Source organism: Achromobacter sp. NPDC058515, assembly GCF_042721735.1.
Classification (GTDB): Bacteria; Pseudomonadota; Gammaproteobacteria; order Burkholderiales; family Burkholderiaceae_B; genus Achromobacter.
In genome coordinates, this window is record NZ_JBHXNI010000001.1 from 338,887 (window position 1) to 359,254 (window position 20,368).

Annotated in this window: 19 protein-coding genes; 9 read left to right on the forward strand and 10 right to left on the reverse strand. The window is 65.6% G+C overall.

Annotation, left to right across the window (positions count from 1 at the left end; genetic code table 11):
* The first annotated feature begins 412 nt into the window (after positions 1–412).
* Genes ACFWP0_RS01580 through ACFWP0_RS01600 form a run of 5 tightly spaced genes read left to right on the forward strand, consistent with a single transcriptional unit; the run spans position 413 to position 7,329 of the window.
* A complete protein-coding gene (locus ACFWP0_RS01580; protein ID WP_377839259.1) occupies positions 413–2,800 on the forward strand; it encodes a type VI secretion system Vgr family protein in 2,388 nt (795 codons plus the stop codon).
* Positions 2,801–2,807: 7 nt separating this feature from the next.
* The gene (locus ACFWP0_RS01585; protein ID WP_377839260.1) at positions 2,808–3,212 is read left to right on the forward strand and encodes a hypothetical protein; all 405 of its coding nucleotides are present in this window, start codon (positions 2,808–2,810) and stop codon (positions 3,210–3,212) included.
* 3 nt (positions 3,213–3,215) lie between these two features.
* Complete coding sequence (locus tag ACFWP0_RS01590; RefSeq protein ID WP_377839262.1) at positions 3,216–5,843, forward strand: DUF2169 domain-containing protein; 2,628 nt, start codon at positions 3,216–3,218, stop codon at positions 5,841–5,843.
* Entirely contained in the window at positions 5,840–6,898 is a 1,059-nt protein-coding gene (locus ACFWP0_RS01595) for a pentapeptide repeat-containing protein (protein ID WP_377839263.1), read from the forward strand. Before ACFWP0_RS01590 ends, ACFWP0_RS01595 begins: the two co-directional genes overlap by 4 nt.
* Positions 6,899–6,945: 47 nt before the next feature.
* The gene (locus ACFWP0_RS01600; RefSeq protein ID WP_377839264.1) at positions 6,946–7,329 is read left to right on the forward strand and encodes a DUF4150 domain-containing protein; all 384 of its coding nucleotides are present in this window, start codon (positions 6,946–6,948) and stop codon (positions 7,327–7,329) included.
* Positions 7,330–7,344: 15 nt separating this feature from the next.
* Here ACFWP0_RS01600 and ccsB read toward each other — a convergent pair whose 3' ends face one another.
* The 3 genes from ccsB to ACFWP0_RS01615 all read right to left on the reverse strand — a co-directional run bounded on the left by ccsB (position 7,345) and on the right by ACFWP0_RS01615 (position 11,599).
* Positions 7,345–8,691, reverse strand: a complete 1,347-nt coding sequence (gene ccsB, locus ACFWP0_RS01605) for a c-type cytochrome biogenesis protein CcsB (protein ID WP_377839265.1) — start codon at positions 8,689–8,691, stop codon at positions 7,345–7,347.
* Between the two features lie 8 nt (positions 8,692–8,699).
* Positions 8,700–10,778, reverse strand: a complete 2,079-nt coding sequence (locus tag ACFWP0_RS01610; RefSeq protein WP_377839267.1) for a cytochrome c biogenesis protein ResB — start codon at positions 10,776–10,778, stop codon at positions 8,700–8,702.
* Positions 10,779–10,897: 119 nt separating this feature from the next.
* Positions 10,898–11,599, reverse strand: coding sequence for a c-type cytochrome (locus tag ACFWP0_RS01615; RefSeq protein WP_377839268.1), 702 nt, complete (start codon positions 11,597–11,599; stop codon positions 10,898–10,900).
* Between ACFWP0_RS01615 and ACFWP0_RS01620 the strand changes: the two genes are divergently transcribed.
* The 3 genes from ACFWP0_RS01620 (at position 11,598) to hemB (ending at position 13,489) form a co-directional block, all read left to right on the forward strand.
* Complete coding sequence (locus ACFWP0_RS01620; RefSeq protein WP_377839269.1) at positions 11,598–11,762, forward strand: hypothetical protein; 165 nt, start codon at positions 11,598–11,600, stop codon at positions 11,760–11,762. The two genes, ACFWP0_RS01615 and ACFWP0_RS01620, sit on opposite strands and share 2 nt — an antisense overlap.
* Before the next feature lie 90 nt (positions 11,763–11,852).
* Positions 11,853–12,476 (forward strand): ribosome biogenesis GTP-binding protein YihA/YsxC, encoded by a 624-nt coding sequence (gene yihA, locus ACFWP0_RS01625; protein ID WP_377839270.1) that lies wholly within the window; start codon positions 11,853–11,855, stop codon positions 12,474–12,476.
* Complete coding sequence (gene hemB / locus ACFWP0_RS01630; protein WP_377839271.1) at positions 12,473–13,489, forward strand: porphobilinogen synthase; 1,017 nt, start codon at positions 12,473–12,475, stop codon at positions 13,487–13,489. The genes yihA and hemB overlap by 4 nt, the downstream gene beginning before the upstream one ends.
* 51 nt (positions 13,490–13,540) lie before the next feature.
* Here hemB and ACFWP0_RS01635 read toward each other — a convergent pair whose 3' ends face one another.
* The 3 genes from ACFWP0_RS01635 to cutA form a co-directional block, all read right to left on the reverse strand.
* On the reverse strand, positions 13,541–14,422 hold the full coding sequence (locus ACFWP0_RS01635) for a DMT family transporter (RefSeq protein ID WP_377839639.1): 882 nt from the start codon (positions 14,420–14,422) through the stop codon (positions 13,541–13,543).
* 198 nt (positions 14,423–14,620) lie between these two features.
* Positions 14,621–16,516: a protein-disulfide reductase DsbD gene (gene dsbD / locus ACFWP0_RS01640; RefSeq protein WP_377839272.1), complete on the reverse strand. Its 1,896-nt coding sequence runs from the start codon at positions 16,514–16,516 to the stop codon at positions 14,621–14,623.
* The gene (gene cutA / locus ACFWP0_RS01645; RefSeq protein ID WP_377839273.1) at positions 16,516–16,863 is read right to left on the reverse strand and encodes a divalent-cation tolerance protein CutA; all 348 of its coding nucleotides are present in this window, start codon (positions 16,861–16,863) and stop codon (positions 16,516–16,518) included. Before cutA ends, dsbD begins: the two co-directional genes overlap by 1 nt.
* A gap of 121 nt (positions 16,864–16,984) precedes the next feature.
* Between cutA and ACFWP0_RS01650 the strand changes: the two genes are divergently transcribed.
* A complete protein-coding gene (locus ACFWP0_RS01650; RefSeq protein ID WP_377839274.1) occupies positions 16,985–17,422 on the forward strand; it encodes an HIT family protein in 438 nt (145 codons plus the stop codon).
* Between the two features lie 110 nt (positions 17,423–17,532).
* On the opposite strand, the gene rplQ is transcribed toward ACFWP0_RS01650, so the two are convergent.
* The 4 genes from rplQ to rpsK form a co-directional block, all read right to left on the reverse strand.
* On the reverse strand, positions 17,533–17,928 hold the full coding sequence (gene rplQ / locus ACFWP0_RS01655) for a 50S ribosomal protein L17 (RefSeq protein WP_171667054.1): 396 nt from the start codon (positions 17,926–17,928) through the stop codon (positions 17,533–17,535).
* Between the two features lie 187 nt (positions 17,929–18,115).
* Positions 18,116–19,102 carry a DNA-directed RNA polymerase subunit alpha gene (locus tag ACFWP0_RS01660; RefSeq protein WP_306634690.1) on the reverse strand — a complete coding sequence of 329 codons (987 nt, stop codon included), beginning with the start codon at positions 19,100–19,102 and terminating at the stop codon, positions 18,116–18,118.
* A 215-nt stretch (positions 19,103–19,317) separates the two neighbouring features.
* On the reverse strand, positions 19,318–19,941 hold the full coding sequence (rpsD, locus tag ACFWP0_RS01665; RefSeq protein ID WP_006389633.1) for a 30S ribosomal protein S4: 624 nt from the start codon (positions 19,939–19,941) through the stop codon (positions 19,318–19,320).
* An 11-nt stretch (positions 19,942–19,952) separates the two neighbouring features.
* Positions 19,953–20,354, reverse strand: coding sequence for a 30S ribosomal protein S11 (gene rpsK, locus ACFWP0_RS01670; RefSeq protein WP_006216516.1), 402 nt, complete (start codon positions 20,352–20,354; stop codon positions 19,953–19,955).
* Between the last annotated feature and the right edge of the window lie 14 nt (positions 20,355–20,368).

The following is a 20,368-nucleotide window of genomic DNA, read 5'->3' on the forward strand; positions in this document are numbered from 1 at the left end:
GCATGAAACCGATAACTAACAACTCCAGATTGTTCTTACATACAGCTAACAACCTCGTAAATAATTGAACACTTTCTGGCCTGTAAAACTGATGTTTTGACATATTCCTTACGGATATAGGGATTACGCGGAGGCTGTGTTACTGAAGCGTAAAAAGCACAAAAGCATGTGATACCGCTTCTCGGCCGCTTTGCGCGATGCCTACAATCGGCGCTCACGCCGGCGATAGACCGGCGCGTATTCAGATCAGAGACAAAACGCCCCCGGGCGGCTCAGCCCGCCCTTTGCAAGAGGCCCCATTGCGTGGCCGGCAATCCCTTTGCAGTCGCCTCGGCGCGCGCTTTTCGCGCCCCGCGGAAATCCGGAAACAGCAAGCGCAGCAGCAGGTGAATTCTCATAAGGAGACGATGGGATGGACCGCAACGTGCCGAGCGAACGTGTCGTCAGGGCGCATACGCCCTTGCCGCCGGAACAATTGAAGTTCCGGGGCATGCACGGCTCCGAGAGCCTTTCACAGCTGTTCGAGCTGGAGGTCGAGCTGGTCTCGGAATCCTATTCGCTCGACATGAAATCGCTGCTCGGCAAACCGCTGACGCTGGAGATCGAGACCACCGCGGACACGCCGCGCTACCTCAGCGGACATATCACCCGCTGCGCGCTGGTCGGCCGCGAAAACAACACATCGCGCTACACCATCTACCGCGCGACGGTCCGGCCCTGGCTCTGGTATCTGACGCAGACCTCGGACAACAAGATCTTCCAGAACAAGAATGTGCCCGACGTCATCCGCGAGGTGCTCAAGGACTACAACTACCCGGTCGAGTTCAAGCTGGTGGACGCCTACCGCAACTGGGAATACTGCGTGCAGTACCAGGAGACCGACTACGCCTTCATCTGCCGGCTGATGGAGCACGAGGGCATCTACTTCTGGTTCAAGCACGACAACGGCAAGCACACGCTGGTCCTCACCGACGACATCACGCAGCACGAGCCCGTGCCCGACTACGAGCAGATTCCCTATTACGGGCCGGACCGCATCACCGTCCCGCGCGAAGACTACATCCACAAATGGGAAGTCGCCGAACAGATCACGCCTGGCGCGTTCGCCACCACCGACTACCATCCCCTCACGCCCGCCGCCAGCCTGGAGGCGCGCCGCAACAATCCAGGCGCCTACGACCACGGCGACCTGGAGATGTACGAATGGCAGGGCGGCTACACCAACCCCGACGACGCGGAGCACTACACGCGCGTCCGGCTGGAAGACCTGCAGTGCAGGCAGGAGCAGAGCGCCGGGTCCTCAAACGCGCGCGGGCTCTCCACCGGCCATCTTTTCACGCTGCGCAATCATCCGCGCCAGGCTGAAAACCGCGAGTACCTCGTCGTCAGCACCTACTACCGGATCCGCGAATCGGGCTATGCCAGCGGCCAGCCCGACCCCGGCGACTTCGACCTGGAGTTCGTCGTGCTGCCCTCCAGCACGCAGTTCCGCGCGCCGCGCGTCACGCCGGCCCCGCGCACCCACGGCCCTCAGACCGCCACGGTTGTGGGCAAAGAGGGCGAGGAGATCTGGACGGACAAGATGGGCCGCGTCAAAGTGCAGTTCCACTGGGACCGCTACGGCAAGAAGGACGAGAACAGCTCGTGCTGGGTGCGCGTGTCCAGCCCATGGGCCGGCGGCGGCTTCGGCGGCATCCAGCTGCCGCGCGTGCGCGACGAGGTGATCGTGGACTTCATCGGCGGGCAGCCCGACCGTCCGATCGTGATCGGCCGCGTCTTCAACGCGAACAACCTGCCGCCCTGGGACCTGCCGGACAACGCCACGCAGAGCGGATTCCTCAGCCGCTCCAAGAGCGGCACGCCGGCCACCGCGAACGCGCTGATGTTCGAAGACAAGAGCGGCAGCGAGCGCATCTGGCTGCACGCCGAACGCGAGCTCTGCACCGAAGTCGAGGCCAACGAGATCCACACGACGGACCTGAACCGCACCACCACCATCGGCGAGAACGACACCACCACGATCTGCGGCAACCGCGACATCAAGATCACCGGCACCGACAACCTGAAGGTCGGCAAGCGGCGCGACGTCTTCGTCACGGGGCATGAGGAATACACCGTCAAGGCCTCGCGCACCGTCAACGTGAAGGACGGCCTGATGGACGAGAAGTTCGACAACGGCCTGAAGACGACCGTTGCCGCCAAGGGCGAGGAGCGCGAGGTCACGGGGCTGTTCAAGGAAACCCTGAAGACCGGCCAGGAGGTGTATGTCGACGAAGGCAATTCGCTGCACCACGTAAAGACGGGCACCCTCACCGAGAAGGCCAAGGGCAAGGTAGAGCTGCTGTCGACCGACGCGGATATGGATGTGAAGGCCAAGACCGCGATGCTCGTGCAGTCCGAAACCTCCACGATGGACGTCAAGTCCAAGGGCAAGATGCATGTGGAGTCCGAAAGCTCCAGCATGCTCATCAAGGCCAAGGGCAACATCACCTTGGAAACGCCCGCGGACGTCGTGATGGACGCCGCCAACGTCAAGGACCTTTCCAAGGAGAGCTGGCTGCAGGCCACGCCATTCTCGATCGGCCTGGCGGTGGCCAAGGCGGAATTCGGCATGCACCGCGTTGCCTTGTTCCGCACCACGGTCATGTTGAACACCTCTTTCACCAACTACGCCCTCGTCAGCAACATCGGACAGCTGTACTCTTTCCGCACCACATACGCCGGCTATTCATTCGATGCCGTGGAGGCAAAGAAGGTCGGACTTGGCGCCTCGATGGTCGGCCTCTGGTCCATCATCTGAAGCCGCCATGTCCGACTTCCTGAATGCCTGGCCGGATTGGGCGAAATGGGTATGGCTGGGCTTGCTGCTGTCTGCCGCGCAGGCGGGCTTCATGCTCCGGCGCGAACAGAAGCGCCGCGCGGCGGGGCGCAAGGACGTAGCGCGGCAGGAGGCCATACGCGCAGGCGGGCTGGCCAGCACGGCGCGCGTCGCGGGTGCGCGCGACACGCGCACCCGTATCGGCGAAACCCTGTATTTCGTCGTCGAACTGGACCTGGATGTCGCCGCCACTGCCGCCACGCCCGCCTTTGGCCGCAAGCTCGCCGTCCCGCTGTCGCCCTTGCATCTGGCCGACTTCGGTGTGGGCAAGACGGTGCAGGTGCGCGTGGATCCCGCCACGCATGAGATCGCCATCGATCAGCCCACCGGATAGCCTATGAAGACCATCAAGCCGTTTCGCCTGGGCATACTCACGCGGCCCTACCGATGGCAACGCCGCGACATGCTGGGCGTGTCGGTATTCGCGCTGGTCGATATCTCAGGGACGGCCACGCTGCTCACGGATCAGGAACTGTGGAAGCTGGCCGCCGCCGAAGGCATCGGCGCGCTGGACCTGGCCACGCCCAAGCAGTATCCGGAAGTCCTGGTCTCGGGCCACGCCTACCCCCATGGTTCTCCGCATCCGGGCGCCTGCGCCGTGCGCCTGAAAGCCGGGCCGGTAGACAAGTCGCTGCTGGTGTTCGGCGACCGCTTTTGGCTGGATGGCAAGGCGACCGAGCCACAACCTTTTGAGCGCATGCGCCTGGACTGGAGCCGCGCCTATGGCGGGCCGGGCATCGCCGAAAACCCGCTGGGCATCGGCGCGCAGGAAGAAGACGTCAACGGCGTGCGCGCGCGCCGGCTGCCCAACATCGAACATCCGTTGCAGCGGGTCGGCGCCCCCGGACAACAGGTTGCGCCGGCGGGCTTTGCCGCCTTGCCCGTGGAATGGCCGCAACGCGCGGCCCACATGGGCCGGGAGTACGGACAGGAATGGCTGGAGCATGACTTCCCCGGATTCGCATCCGATATGGACTGGCGCTTCTTCAACGCAGCGCAGCCCGACCAATGGGGGCCTGCGAACACGGAGCTCGCCGGCGGCGCGGAATACGAGCTGTGGAACATGCACCCCGAACATCCAGTGCTGCGCGGCCGGCTGCCCGACTGGCGCGCCCGCTGCTTCGTCAGCCGCCAGGCTGACGGCAGCGCGCTTGAAGAGCTTGCGCTGCGCCTGGACACCGCCTGGTTCTTCCCCGACTGGTCGCGGGTGGTGCTGATCTGGCATGGCGCCCTGCACGTGCGCGAGGACGACGCGGCCGACATCCGCCACATCATGCCCGCGCTGGAACACGCCGGCCAGCCGAAGGATGCGGCCCACTATGAAGACGTGGCGCGGCAACGCCTGGACCCGGAAATGGGCGCCGTCCATGCCTTGCTCGACTCGCAACTGGTGCCGGAAGACGTCTGCGGCGACTTGCCGGAAGACAACGCGCAGGCCTGGGCCCAGCGCCCCTCCAACCGGAACGTTCATGCCGGCGCGGCGCGGCGCCACGCGCGCGAGCGCGAATCGCTGCTGGCGCAGGGCCTGGACCCGGACCTGTACATGGCGCCTCTGGATCCGCCGCCCGCGGCGCCCAGGCTCGCCGACCTGCCGCAGGCGATTCTGCGCATGCGGCAAGAGATGGAAGAAGCCAGGCGACTGTCCACCGGACCCGCGGCGCGCGCGCTGGCCGATCCCAACTTGGCGCTCATGGCCGAAGTGTCGGGCGTGGATATGGACGCGCTGCGCCGGCAGGAAGACGACGGCAAGCCCTCTGCCGGCTTCGATCCGCGCAAGATCAGGCGGCATCTGGCCGAGTTCGACGCCAGCCCCCATGCGCAGGCACGGCGCGCATCGGCCGATGGCGATGGAGCGCCGCCTCCGCTGGCTGAAACGCTGGGGCCGCAGGTTCATCAGGCCTACCAGCAATCGGCGCACCATTTCGCCCCGCCCCCGCCCATGCCGCCGTTGCGCGCGCAGCGTACCCGCCGGAAGCTGGATGCGCGCCTGAAAGATAGCCGCGACTGCAAGGACATGAACCTCACCGGCGCGGACCTGTCGGGCATGGATCTTTCCGGCGTCAACTTTCAGCGCGCGGTCCTGGCCGGAGCCAGGCTCGTCGATGCGCGGCTGGACGGCAGCGATCTCACCGACGCCGTGCTGACCGGCGCCGACCTGACCCGGGCCGGCATGCGCGGCGTCAACCTGACGCGCGCCAATCTGGGCCGCGCGCAGTGCCTGCATACGGACTTTGCACAGAGCCAGATCAAGGAAACCACCTGGGACCATGCCCACTGCGAAGACAGCAGCTTTCTCGACAGCGCATGGCAACTGGGGCGCCTGCAGCAGGCGCGGCTGCTGCGCTGCGACCTCGGCCGCGCAACGTTCGACCAATGGGCGGCCATGAACGCCACGCTGGAAGACTGCAGCTTTCGCGAAGCGCGGCTGGACCAATGCATATTCATGCAGGGCGCGCTCGCGCACGCCGACTTTGCCGGCGCGAATCTGGTGCGCGTGAGCTTCATGGACGTGGCGTTCTCCGGCCGTTTCAGCATGGAGGACGCAACGCTGGACGGCTGCGCCTTCGCCGGCCGCGTCGAGCTGGCGGGCGCCTGCCTGCGCGGCATGCAGTTCAAGCAAGGCAGCGCGCGCGGCGCCACGTTCACGGGGGCCGACATGCGCGCCGCCACGCTGAGCGCCAGCGATTTCTCCGAATGCCGCCTGCAAGACGCCGACCTGAGCGGCCTGACCGCGCCCGACACGCACTTTGTGCGCGCGGATTTCACCGGCGCCCGCCTGCACAACGCCAACCTCATCAACAGCCTGCTGGGCAAGGCCATTTTTCTGCGCGCCGACCTCACGGGCGCGAATTTCTTCCGCGCCGATGTCGCGCAAGCACGCATGGACGACAGCACCGGGCTGGACCACACCTACACGCAGGGCGCGAAGCGCTGGCCCGCCAGACAGCCGGAGAGCCCCGCATGAACCTTGACCAGTTGATGGACCGCGTGCGCCATGGCGAACCGATACAGCACATCAGCCTGGCAGGCGCGGATCTCTCCGGCCTGGACCTGGCTGGCGGGTTCTTCGATCACGTGGACTTCAGCGGCGCGCGGATGAGCAACTGCCAATTGCAGGACAGCCAGTTCACCCACTGCATCTTGACGCGCTGGGAGGCCGGCGGCGCCAACCTGGACGCGGCGCGCCTGATCCGCTGCCAGGCGCCGGGCGCCATGCTCGGCGGCGGCCGGTTCCATGGCGCCAGCTTCATGGAGTGCGACCTGGCCGGCGCCATGCTGGACCACGCCGAACTCTATGAATCGACCTTTACCGCCACCTCGCTCGAAGGCGCGTCGCTGCGGTCCGCCCGGCTGGAACGCGCAGTATTCTCGGGTGGCGCATTGGCGGGCGCGGACCTGTCCCAAGCCCGGATCAGCTACACCCTGTTCCATCAGCTGGACCTGCGCAGCGCCGCGTTGGCGGGCGCCAATGCGGCAAGCACCATGTTCATCGAATGCAATCTGTCGGAACAGGACTTTGCCGGGCAGGCCTACCCGCTGTGCCACTTCACGGATTGCCAACTGGACTCGGCGGACTTCCGCAATACCGACCTGCGCCAGGCGGGCTTCAAGGGGTCGTCCCTGCGCGGCGCGCGCTTTGCCGGCGCATCCGCGCCCCAAGCGCTTTTTCCCCAGGCCGATTTAAGCGGAGCCGACCTGCAAGGGGGCCGCTTCGACGGCGCCATCTGGGCCGAGGCGACCCTGGACGGCGCCTCCTTGCAAGGCGCCAGCCTGAACCTGTGCATCTTTCAGCGCGCGCGCTGCGCTGGCACAGACTTTCGCGGCGCCAATCTTGCCGACGCCGATTTTTCGCTGGCCGACCTGGACCACGCCGACCTGCGCGGCGCCGCCTTCATGCGCACGCGCATGCATCGCGCGCTGACGCCCGGCGTGCGCTGGACGCAACGCCACGGCATCATCGAGAACGACGCGCCCCTGCTGGAAGCCGAATTGTGGTCGGCGGGACGCGCAACCATTTGACCCCGGTGCAGCGCCGCTGCATCGCCATCGCGCCAGGAGAAAAAACCATGCAAGTGCTCTGCCAGTTGCCCAGCGTAGGCCTTGGATTCCCCGATGTCTGCAAGACCCCGGTGCCGCCAGTGCCGCATATCGACGTGTCGACCTCGTCGATGGGCATACCCGTGGTCTGGAACGTGTGGCTGAGCTGCGCGCCGATGCACAACATGGCCACGATGATTCCCGTGACGCTGGGCGATACCGCCGGCGTGGGCGGAGGCGTGATCTCTCAGACCTTCATGGGCCGGGCGCGCTACATGACCGGGGCGTTCACCGTGCTCGTGCGCGCCGCGCCGCTTGTCCGCGTGACCAGCCTGACGCTGCAGAACACCGTCAATGCGCCGGGCGTCAAGGTGGCCACGCCGCAAAAATCGATGTTCGCGCTGGCGGCGTGAGCTTCCGGTCGGCGGCTACAGCTGGCCGTAGGAGTGCAGGCCCGACAGGAACATGTTCACGCCCAGGAAGGCGAAGCCGGTGATCAGGAGGCCCATCAGCGCCCAGTAGGCCGCCATGGTGCCGCGCAGGCCCTTGAGCAGGCGCATGTGCAGCCAGGCCGCGTAGTTCAGCCAGACGATCAGCGCCCAGGTTTCCTTCGGGTCCCACTGCCAGTACGCGCCCCAGGCGTCCGCCGCCCACAGCGCGCCCAGGATGGTGGCCACCGTGAAGAACGCGAAGCCGATCGCGATGGCGCGATACATGATGTCGTCCAGCACTTCCAGCGGCGGCAGCGCGGCGGCGATGCGGCGGCGTCCCAGCAGAATGGCGCCCACGATCACGGCGCCCACGCCGAAATACAGCATCCAGGTGGCCGACAGGCCGTCGGTGCGGAACACCATAGGCTCCGCGCACAGCAGCACGCCCAGGATGAACAGCGGGGCAAGCTTGGCCCAGGACGTGGTCTGCCCGTGCTGCTTGACCAGGTACGCAAAGCCCACCATGGCGGCCAGCGAGAACGTGCCGTAGCCGATGAAGTTGGCCGGCACGTGCAGTTTCATCCACCAGCTCTTCAAGGCCGGCACCAGCGGCTGGATCTGACCCGCGTCGCGCGTGAACGAATACCAGAGCAGGAACACGACGGCCGAGGTCACGACCAGCAGCACGAAGCCGCCCAGCGCGCGCGTGGCGTACTTGCGTTCGTAGTAAAGGTAGAACAGCGCCGTGATCAGGGAAAACAGTACGAACACTTCATACAGGTTGCTGACCGGGATGTGGCCCAGGTCAGGTCCCATCAGGTGGCCCTCGCGCCAGCGCACGAGCAGGCCCGTGACGCCGGCGAACACCGCCCCCCAGGTCAGCGCCGTGCCCAGCCATGCGGCCGTGGGACTGAAGACGCCGATCCAGTAGCAGACCATGGCCAGCGCGAACAGCGCGCTCATCCAGAGAATGGCGGATTGCGAAGAGAACAGGTATTTCAGGAAGAAGACCTGCTCGGCGCGGGCCAGGTCGTTGCCGTACAGCGCCAACGCCAGCCCCGCCGCGATTGCACAGGCGATCATCAGATGGCGCAAGGGACGCCACAGCCAGCCCAACCAGGCCAGCGCGGGCACCGTGCCGCACAGGATGATCTTCTCGTAGTAGTCCATCGCGTTGCCGTAGCGGGTCAGCGCGAATCCGGCGCCCACCGCCAGCAAGAGGAAGAAGACGATATCGGTCCAATCGGGCTTGCCGCGCTGCGCGCGGCTGTCGCCGGTTTCGGACATGCCGTCCTGCCAGAGCGTTTCAGGCGACGAGGGATGCGTGGTGGTCGTAGTGGACATAAAAAACCTTAAGACCTCTTCTGGCGCAGCAGCGCCTGCTTGAAGCGTTCGAACTCCTGATTGAAGTCGAGTGTACGCTTCTGGGACGTCATGGCCGCCAGGATGCTGCTGCCCCCGCCTTGCGGCTTGACCCAGATCCAGATGCGGCGGTCTCGAATATAGAACATCGAGAAAACCCCCAGGACCAGCAACAGGCTGCCCAGGTAGACCGTGTTCTTGCCCGGCGTGCGGCTGACCTGGAACACGCTGGCCTGCACATGGTTGAAGTCAGCCAGCGACAGGAACACCGGCGCCGGATAGACGGTCAGGTCGGACAGCGCGGCCACCGCCAGGCGCGACCATACCGCCGCGCGCTCTCCGTCCGGGCCTTCGACGGCCACGGCGGGCTGCCCCGCTCGCTCGCGCGCAATGGCGCGCAGCTCGTTCATGCTGGCGCCGATCAGCCGGATCACGACATCGGCGGCGCGTTCCAGATCCGCGGCCGGCGTGTTGGCCTGCAGGAAACCCGCCACGGCTTGCAGGCCGCCGGACGCAAAGGTCTCCAGCGCCCGCTCGGCCGCGGTCTGCAGGGGCTGGCGGTCCGTGCCGGACGGGCTGTTGCGTTCGGCGAAGCGGCGGGCCGCCTCCTGGCGCGCGGCCGGATCGGCCAGGGTCGCGCGCAAGCGCATGAATTCGCCGATCGAGCTGTCGTCGTCCGCGGGAATGCGCAGATAGCGGAAGGATTCGGAGGCATTGTTGCGCACGCCGGCCAGGAACACGCTGGCGCCGTCCAGTTCGACGGGCAGCATGTAATTCTGGAATTCATGGGCCTGGCCGGCGTCGTCGATCAGCTTGTATTCGACGCTGGGACCCACGTTGCGCAGGTTCTCGTTTTTCTTGCCGGCGGCGCTGCCGGACACCGACGCGACATGGTCCGCAAAGCTCTGGTCGGGGCCCTTGGGGTCGCCGCGGGTCAGGTCTTCGACGTTGATCGGGCGCATGGCCGTGATCTCGATCCCCATGCTGCGCGGGCCTGCCGCGGTCTGGGCGGTCAGTTCGCTGGTCTTGCCCACCGTGCCGTCGACCGCGAATGTCATGTCGCTGGACCCTACTAGCGGGTAGCCTTTCAGCACGACCGTGCTGCCGCCATCGTCGAAGCTGGACTGGTAGACCGTCATGCCCTTGAAGCGCAGCGGCTCGTTCACCTCGATGGTCGAATCAAAGGTCTTGCCCGTATCGGGGTCGGTCACCTCGACTTCGCTGGCGAAGCGGCTGGGCATGCCGGTGGAGTAATAGTCCACGATGAACTTCTTGAGTTTCAGCGTGAAGGGCATCGGCTGCACGAGCGCGCCGTCGCCCACCATCACCACGGCCGTGCTGGCCTGGCCATTTTCAGGCACCAGCACGCTGGCGCGGAAACTCGGGTTATTGACCGACAGGCGTCCGCTTTCCGGCACTTCCGAGATCAGCATGTTCTCGACGATGGGCTGCTTGCCGCCGAACATGACCTGCAGGCGCACCGGCAATTCGCTGTCCAGCAGGCCGCCGATACAGATGATCACCATGGCCGCATGGGCGAACACATAGCCCAGCCGGTTGGCGCTGCCCTTCTTGGCCGCCAGCAGCACGCCGTCTCCGTCCCGGCGCTCGCGCACTGCGTAGCCCTGCCGGCCCAGCAGGGCCTTCAGGCCGGCCGCGGTCTGCGGCACATCGGCGGGCGCTTCGGTTTCCACGCGGTGCGGAAAGGCGCGCAGGCTGCCTTCCCGGACATGCTCGCGGAACGAGCGCGCGTCGCGCAGCATCTTGGGCGCGTTGCGGATCAGGCAAACCGAGGTCGACACGACCAGGAAGGCCATGATCAGCAGGAACCACCAGCTGTTGTAGACGTGCCAGATGGAGAACTTGTCGAACACTTCGAACCAGAAAGGGCCGAACTGGTCGATGTAGTTGCTGGACGAGCGGTTCTGCTGCAGTACCGTCCCCACCAGGCTCGCCACGCAGATGAACATCAGCAGGCTGACGGCAAAACGCATCGAACCCAGAAGTTCAAAGAGGTCGCCTGGCAGGCTGCGCAAAGAGGGACGGGTATGGGTTCGAGTCGAATTCATGAAAAAAGGGGGGCCGCGCGATCGGCTACCCCCCTCATAGACAGCGCGCGACGGAACGAGGTTCCGTCACGCTCTAGTTGCGTCAACGCGGACCAGCCGCGCACGTTGCAGCCAATCGCCTACCGAAGTCCAGCCGCGTAATCCGACACCGCCTTGATGTCGGCATCCGACATGCGATCCGCGATGGCGTGCATGATGTCGTTCTTGCGGTCGCCGCTGCGGAAAAGCTTCAGCTGCTCTTCGATGTACATGGGGAACTGCCCCGACAGTCGGGGGTACTGGCCGGGAATCCCGGCGCCATTGGCAGAATGGCATGCCGCGCACGCAGGAACATTGCGTTCGGGCAAACCGCCGCGCCAGATCTTTTGACCCAGCTCAACCAGCTTCTCGTGGCCGGCCGTGGCGGGCTCCTTGAGCGGCTGGATCGCCAGGTACAGCGCGATGTTCTGCATGTCGGCCGGCGTCAGGTTCTGCGCCATGGCCGTCATCGGGGTCGGATTGCCGCCCGGGCCATTGCGCACGGGCAGCTTGGCGCCCTGCTTCACCTGAAAATCGGCAAGTTGCTTGGCCAGATACTCATGGGGCTGCGCGGCCAGGTTCGGGTTCACCGGAATGGTGCTATTACCCGCCGCGCCGTGACAGGAGGCACAGGCAATGATGCCGCGGCTCGCGTCCCCCTGGTCAAACAGCTGACCGCCCTTGGCGGCATCTGGTTTGGCCGGGCCCGCAGCGCCGTCGGCGGCGAAACTCGTAGCAGATAAGGCGGAGGCGCCGAGCAACAGCCCGCTCGCAACCAACATCCGGGACAGCACACGCTTCATGAAGACCTCGACGATCACATCGATCAAGGCGCAAAAAGGCGCCCACGCCTGCCCGCACACCCAGGAAAACCGTATCGAACCTGTTTTGCTTGTCCTGCTTGCGATATTGCTGCGATGCTGCTCCGATCGTGCCCATAACGGGCATCAGGCAGCTAAACAGTAAGCAAAAAAGACGGCTCCGCGCACGGGGACCACTGTAGCAAACGCCGGATTATACAATAGGGCTCGAAACCAACCGTATCCAAAGCCATCCGTGTCCCTCCTACATCGCGCCTCCTTTCTCACCTCCGCAGCTCGCCTCGACCAGTTGCCGGCCGCCGGCGCTCCCGAGGTCTGCTTTGTCGGCCGCTCCAACGCCGGTAAATCCACGGCCATCAACGTGCTGTGCAACCAGCGCCGTCTTGCGTTCTCCAGCAAGACGCCGGGCCGCACGCGCTTGATCAACATGTTCGGCTTGCCGGACCCGCTGGATCCGGAAGGCCACATCGGCTTTCTCGTCGACTTGCCCGGCTACGGCTATGCGTCCGTGGCCCGCAACGAGAAAGAAAAATGGGCGGACATCCTCGGCGGCTATCTGCGCGACCGCGAATCGCTGGCCGGCATCGTGCTGCTCATCGACATCCGCCGCGGCGTGACCGAACTGGACCGCCGCCTGGCCAACTTCATCGCCCCCACCGGACGCCCCGTGCTGGCGCTGCTCACCAAGGCCGACAAGCTGCCTTACGGCCAGCGCATGCGCACCGTCTTCTCCGTGCGCAAGGACCTGGCGGATATCGGCGCCCTGCACACCATCCCCTTCTCGGCGCCCGAACGCATCGGCCTGGAAGAGGCCGGCGAACATATCGAAAATTGGATTTCTCCCAAGGTCGTACCATGAACCCGCAGCTCATCACTCCTGACTTTCCGGTTTCCCGCCCCCGCCGCCTGCGCCGCGACGACTTCACCCGGCGCCTGGTGCGTGAGAACGCCCTGACGGTCAATGACCTGATCTACCCGGTCTTCGTGGCGGAAGGCTCCGGCCTGCGGCAAGCGGTGCCGTCCCTGCCTGGCGTGGTCCGCTACTCGCTGGACACCCTGCTGCCGGTGGCGGAAGAATGCGTGGAGCTGGGCATCCCGGTGCTGTCCCTGTTCCCCGCCATCGATCCCTCCCTGAAGACGCCCGACGGCATCGAAGCCGTCAACCCCGACGGCCTGGTCCCGCGCGTGGTCCGCGAACTGAAGGCGCGCTTTCCCGAGCTGGGCGTGCTGTGCGACGTGGCGCTGGACCCGTACACCAGCCATGGCCAGGACGGCGTCATCGATGAAGACGGCTACGTGATCAACGAGCCCACGGTGGAAATCCTGGTGAGGCAGGCGCTGGCGCAAGCCGAAGCCGGGGTCGACATGGTGGCGCCCAGCGACATGATGGACGGCCGCATCGGCGCCGTGCGCCGCGCGCTGGAGGCCAACGGCCATATCCACACGCGGATCATGGCGTACTCGGCGAAATACGCCAGCGCCTTCTACGGCCCGTTCCGCGACGCCGTGGGCTCGGCCACCAACCTGGGCAAGTCCAACAAAATGGCTTACCAGATGGATCCGGGCAACCTCGACGAGGCCTTGCGCGAAGTGGCGGCCGACTTGCAGGAAGGCGCCGACATGGTCATGGTCAAGCCCGGCATGCCCTATCTGGATGTGCTGCGGCGGGTCAAGGACACGTTCCGCGTGCCCACCTTCGCCTACCAGGTCAGCGGCGAGTACGCGATGATCAAGGCGGCCGCCGCCAACGGCTGGCTGGACCACGACAAGGTCATGATGGAAGCGCTGCTGGCGTTCAAGCGCGCCGGCGCCGACGGCATCCTGACGTACTTCGCGATCGAAGCCGCAAAGCTGCTCAAGAACCAGCGCTGAACAAGCGTTGCGGACCGGCCATCCCGCCGCTTGCGCAACGCGCGGCCGGCCTCAGCTCTTCACGGCATTGGCGCGCGCGGACGGCGCGCCGCGCCGCAGGCCCAGCCAGGTCCCGCCCAGCACGCAGGCTAGTCCGGCCACGTGCGTCGGCGTGACGTGCTCGTCCAGGAACAAGGCCGCGAACAGCAGGCCGAAGATCGGCAGCCAGTTCACGAACAGGGCCGCGCGGCTGATGCCCAGCCGGGCGATGCCGGCGTTCCAGACGATGTTGCTGACGCCCGAGGCGATCACGGCCGAGAACATCAGGACCGCCCAGGGCCACCACGCCATCTGCCACGTGCCGGCCTGATAGGACGACGGCGTCAGCGCCGCATGCGCCACCAGCATCAGGCCGCCGGCCAGATACATGTACCAGAGCATCCCCAGCGGATCCATCATCCGCGACATGCGCTGGATCACCAGCCCGCCGCACACGAACACCAGCACGGCCACGAAAACCACTGCGTCGCCCCACCCGGTCAAGCCGAACTGCGCGCCGCTGCCCGCCACCACCATGCCCACGCCAAGCAAGCCCAGCAGCGCGCCGGAGATGCGCACGAGCGTCAGTCTTTCGCGGTAGAAAATGGCGGCCAGCAAGGCGGACAGCAGGGGACTGGTAGCCATGATGAGCGTGCCGTTGGCGGCCGATGAAAAGCGCAGGCCCGACACCAGCGCCATCTGGTGCGCGTAGACCACCAGAAAGCCCGCCAGCGCCACCCAGCCCAGCTGCGCGAGGCCGAGCTTGGGAATGCGGCCGCGGCGCGCCTTGATGATGAGGGTGACGGTGACGAACGCAATGACGATCCGCACGGCGGCCAGCGCCTGGATGTCCATGTGCTGCGTCAGGTACTTGATGGAGACGACGTTCAGGCCCCATGTGGCCATGACCAGCATCAATTGAAGATAGATAAGACCTTGCCGGTCCTGGCTTGCATCAATTGTCGGGGACGTCACGGGCGTCGGCCTGGAGGGAGTTGAGTGCGCCGCCCACGCGGCGCAGCGGACATGGTATCTCGCTCCGTCCCCCGACTCAATGCGCGCCTGGACGCGTTGCGCGCATCAGACGAAGAGCGCCCGTGCGCGCCTGCCCTGTCAGCGCGCCAGCACGCGGTCGAGCGACTCGGTGAAGCGCTTGGCGTCCTGGAAACCCACCACGCGCGCGTCCTGGATCTCCTTGCCGCCGGGCTCGAAGAACATGATGCCGGGCGGGCCGAACAGGCGGAAGCGCTTGAGCAGCGCGCGGTCGTCGGCGTTGTTCGCGGTCACGTCCGCCTGCACCAGGACCATCCCCGCCATGCGTTGCGCAACGCCCGGATCGGTGAAGGTAAAGCGCTCCATCTCGCGGCAGGACACGCACCAGTCGGCGTAAAAATCCAACATCACCGGCTGCCGGCTTTGCGCCAGCACCGCGTCCAGCTCGGCGTTGTTGCGCACGCGGGTGAAATGGACTTCCCCGCCGGCGTTCGCCGCGCCCGCCGGCGCCTGGGCGCGCGCCGCCAGGTGCGACAGGGGCTGGAGCACGTCCCGGCCGCCGCTAGCCGCGCCCACGAGCCACGCAGCGGCCGCAAGCGCCAGCAGCAAGCCCAGGCCCTTGCCGAACATGCGCGCGGCGCCTGAGCCCTCTGGCAAGGCGTCAAAGGCCCGCAGCATCACGGCGGACACGACGGCCAGGAATGCCCAGCCCGTCATCTGCACCCAGGTCGGCACCACGGGGATCAGCATCCACCAGGCGGTCGCCAGCAACAGCATGCCGAACAGGCGCTTCACGCCATCCATCCAGGAGCCGGCCTTGGGCAGCAAGGCGCCCGAGGACGCGCCCACGATCAGCAGCGGCACGCCCATCCCCCAGGCCATCGCGAACAACGCGGATCCGCCCAGGACCACATCGCCGGTCTGCGAGATGTACAACAGCGCGCCGGCCAGCGGCGCGGCCACGCAAGGGCCGACGATCAGCGCCGACAAGGCGCCCATCACCAGCGCGCCCGTGTAGCGCCCGCCGGGAATGCGCGAGGACCGTTCGGAAAGCCTGGCCTGGATGCCCGAAGGCATCTGGAAGGTGAATACGTCGAACATGGCCAGCGCCAGCACGGCCAGCAGGATGGCGAACAAGGTCAGGATCCACGGCGTCTGCAGCCAGGCGGCCAGCCCGGCCCCGCTCAGGCCGGCGGCAACGCCCAGGGCCGTGTACACCACCGACATGCCCAGCACATAGGTTGCGGCCAAGGCCAGGCCGCGTCCGCGCGTCGGGCGCTGCTGCGCCGCCCCGCCCAGCACGATGGAAGACAGGATGGGAATCATCGGCAGCACGCAGGGCGTGAAGGCCAGCAACAGGCCCAGCACCAGGAAGACGCCCGCCGTCTTGATCCAGCCCAGGCCGCCCAAGGCGTCCGCCAGGCCGGTGTCGCCGGCATTGACCAGCGCGGCGAGGCCGCCGGACGCCGCGGGCGTTGCCGGCGCCGCCCCGGCGCCCGCGCCGGCCAAGGCATAGCCGCCCGCCACCGGCGTGAGCTTCACGCTGCTGTCCATGGGGGGATAACAGAGGCCCGCATCCGCGCAGCCCTGGCCCGTCAGCGTCAAGGTAAAGGGCTGTCCGCCCGCGCCCACCGGCACGCGTATCGTCACGTCCTTGTGGAAGACCTCCATGTCCTTCTCGAAGGTCGGGTCGTACTTGACCTCGCCCTTGGGATAGACGGCCTCGCCCAGCGTCGTGGCGCCGGCCGGGCTGATGGCGATGCCGAACCGCTCGCGGTACATGTAGTAGCCAGGCGCAACACGGTAATGCAGTTCCAGCATTTCCGGCGAGGTCATCCGGGCGCTGAACACAAAGGCCTTTTCGGGCTCCAGGAACTCGGTCTCGGCCTGCGCGGCCGCCTGCCAGCCCAGCAACAGCAAAACCATCGCCAGGAGCGCCAGGCATTGCCTGAAAAAAGCGCGAGTCGCGCTCGTCGCGGGCCTTGGCGCGTCGACGGTACCGGCAAGTTGCAACATCAGTCTCTCTTGTTCTGCGTAATGGCCGTCTGCTCGCGCACCCAGTCCAGGTATGGCGCCGCGCCGCCGATGACAGGCAGCACGATGATCTCGGGCACATCGTAGGGATGCATCTGCGCCAGGGCCTGCACAACGGCCTGGTGACGCGCGTATGTGGTCTTGATCTGGATGGGGATTTCCTCGGCCCCTTCGACCTCTCCGTTCCACATGTAGATGGACAGGCCGGCGGCGCCAAGGTTCACGCAAGCCGCCAGCCCGTCCTCGACCAGCACATGCGCAATGCGCTTGGCGAGCAACAGGTCCGGCGCATTGCTGATGACCAGCACGACGTCGTCATCGCGCAACATGGAGTCTCCTTGGGATACCCGCGTGGGATGTAACTCGGGGTATTTTATCGGTATTGCGGCCACAGTCCGGATCTGCCGGGCCGGCAAGCGCCGCCATGCCACCCCATACGCCGAGGCCTGCATGTCCGACAACTGCCTGTTCTGCCGCATCGCCCGCCATGAGATCCCCGCGCACGTGATCCACGAGGACGAGCGCCTGCTGGCCTTCCTGGATATCCAGCCGGTCCGCCCCGGGCACACCCTCATCATTCCCAAGCAGCACTACCCCTACTACGAGGACATGCCCGCCGATCTCGCGGGCCACATCCTCAACCTGGGACAAAAGCTGGGGCGTCACATGAAGCGCCTGTACGGCGTCGAGCGCGTGGGCTTCGCCTTCACCGGCATCCACGTCGCGCACGCGCACGCCCACGTCATCCCCATGCACCACACGCAGGACCTGACCTCCACGCAGTACATCGAGCAGCAGGACCTGACGTTCAAGATGCCGCCCCAGCCCCCGCAGGGCGTGCTGGCGGCGACCGCGGCGCAGTTGCGCGGGGAACTCCACGCCTCGTAGGCGCGATCCGCGCACGGCCGTCCTGACGGCGCCGCAAGGCCAAGGCGGCGCCCAAATAAAACAAGGGCGGGTCCGAAGACCCGCCCTTGTCGCTTATCGCTCTACCGAACTTATTCGGCAGCGCTGTCCGCAGCGGCTTCATCAACTTCCGGACGGTCAACCAGTTCCATGAAAGCCATGGGAGCGTTGTCGCCTTGACGGAAGCCCATCTTCAGCACGCGGGTGTAGCCGCCGTTACGGGCCGCGTAGCGCGGGCCGATTTCGGCAAACAGCTTCACCACCGCATCGCGGTCGCGCAGACGGGCAAAAGCCAGACGCTTGTTCGCGAGCGTGGGCTCCTTGCCCAGCGTGATCAGGGGTTCGATGACGCGGCGCAATTCTTTCGCCTTCGGCAGCGTGGTCTTGATTGCTTCGTGGGTGATCAACGAAACAGCCATGTTGCGGAACATGGCAAGACGGTGACTGCTGGTGCGGTTGAGCTTACGCAAGCCATTACCGTGACGCATGATAAGTTTCCTTTGAATCTAGAGACAGCGTTTCCGCCATCGGGTTGTCCGGCTCTTCTATCAACCTGCAATCAGGCCGCGGTCCGGTAGAAAACGGTGCATTTTACGACGATTTCGCAAACCGCCCGGCGGTGAAGCCGGGCGCCGCGGGAGACGCCCCCTTTCAGGGGCGGCACCCTTTCAGTACTTAGGGACGTTCCAGGCCCAGGGGCGGCCAGTTCTCGAGCTTCATGCCGAGGGTCAAGCCACGTGCAGCCAGGACTTCCTTGATTTCGTTGAGCGACTTGCGACCCAGGTTCGGGGTCTTGAGCAGCTCGTTTTCGGTGCGCTGGATCAGGTCGCCGATGTAGTAGATGTTTTCGGCCTTCAGGCAGTTGGCCGAACGCACCGTCAGCTCCAGGTCGTCGACCGGGCGCAGCAGCACCGGATCGATCTGCGGCGTGCCGCGGACCGGAGCTTCGTACGAATCGCCGGCGCCTTCCAGTGCGGCGAAGACCGAGATCTGGTCCATCAGGATGCGAGCCGACTGGCGAACCGCTTCCTCGGGCGAGATCACGCCGTTGGTTTCGATGTCCAGAACCAGCTTGTCCAGGTCGGTGCGCTGTTCCACGCGGGCGCTTTCAACAGCGTAGCTCACGCGGCGAACCGGGCTGAACGAAGCGTCCAGAACAATGCGGCCGATGGTGTGGGTGCGGTCTTCCGACAGCGCGCGCACGTTGCCCGGCACGTAGCCGCGGCCCTTTTCAACCTTGATCTGCATTTCCAGCTTGCCCGCTTCCGTCAGGTTGCAGATGGCGTGGCCGGGGTTGATGATCTCGACGTCATGCGGCAGCTCGATGTCGCTGGCCAGCACGGTGCCCGCGCCGGTCTTGCGCAGAACCAGGGTCACTTCGTCGCGATTGTGCAGCTTGAAGACCACGCCCTTCAGGTTCAGCAGGATGTCGACGACATCTTCGCGAACGCCCGGGATGGTCGAGTATTCGTGCACCACGCCCGTCATCTGGACTTCGGTCGGCGCGTAGCCGGTCATCGAAGAAAGCAGGATGCGGCGCAGGGCGTTGCCCAGCGTGTGACCGTAGCCACGCTCGAACGGCTCCATCACGATCTTGGCATGGTGCGTGCCGACCGGTTCGACTTCAATGGAGCGCGGCTTCAGGAAACCTTGAGTGGACATTTACTGTGTTCCTTTTCAATACCCTCGGCTCGTTACACCGATAAGGCTGATGGACAGGGTGAAACATGAAACTCGGACAGCGCGCAAACGGCCGCCCGATACTTACCGCAAAGCCCGCTCCACCGGAAGGCGGAAAGCGGGCTGCTGCGGGACGTGCAAACGGATCGCGATACCAACTCGCCGGCGCGCTCGCGAGGAGGCGCCGGCAGGCTTGATTAACGCGAGTACAGTTCCACGACCATCGATTCGTTGATGTCGCGGGCGACATCTGCACGATCGGGGGCCGACTTGAACGTACCGGTCAACTTGGTCGTATCGACTTCCACCCACTGGGGGATGCCGATGCTGGTGGCCAGGTCGAGCGATTCCTTGATGCGGCCTTGCTTCTTGGCCTTTTCGCGGATCGAGATGACGTCGCCAGCCTTGACCAGCATCGAAGCGATGTCAGCCGTGTGGCCGTTCAGTTCGATGGCGCGGTGGCTCACCAGCTGGCGAGCTTCGGCGCGCGTCGAGCCGAAGCCCATGCGGTAGACGACGTTGTCCAGGCGCGATTCCAGCAGCTGGATCAGCGTTTCGCCGGTGTTGCCACGGCGGCGCTCGGCTTCAGCGAAGTACTTGCGGAATTGCTTTTCCAGCACGCCGTACATGCGCTTGAGCTTTTGCTTTTCGCGCAGCTGCAGGCCGTAGTCGGAAGTGCGGGCACCCGAAGTGCGGCCGTGTTGGCCAGGCTTGGAATCCAGCTTGCACTTGGAATCCAGCGAGCGGCGGGCGCTCTTCAGGAACAGGTCAGTACCCTCGCGGCGCGAGAGCTTGCATTTGGGTCCAATATAACGTGCCATGTGGATTCCCTTTAGATACGACGACGCTTCGGCGGACGGCAGCCGTTGTGCGGAACGGGCGTGATGTCGGCGATGCTCGAAATCTTGATGCCCAGCGCGTTCAGAGCGCGGACCGACGATTCGCGACCGGGGCCGGGGCCCTTGATGCGCACTTCCAACGTCTTGATGCCGTACTCGAGCGCGACGCGGCCAGCCGTTTCAGCGGCGACTTGCGCGGCGAACGGGGTCGACTTACGCGAACCCTTGAAGCCAGCACCGCCCGAAGTGGCCCACGACAGTGCGTTGCCCTGACGGTCGGTGATGGTGATGATGGTGTTGTTGAACGAAGCGTGAACGTGCGCGATGCCGTCCGAGACGTTCTTCTTGACCTTTTTGCGCACGCGCGAAGCGCCGCTGGTGGAAGCTTTCGCCATAATCCAGTTCCTCG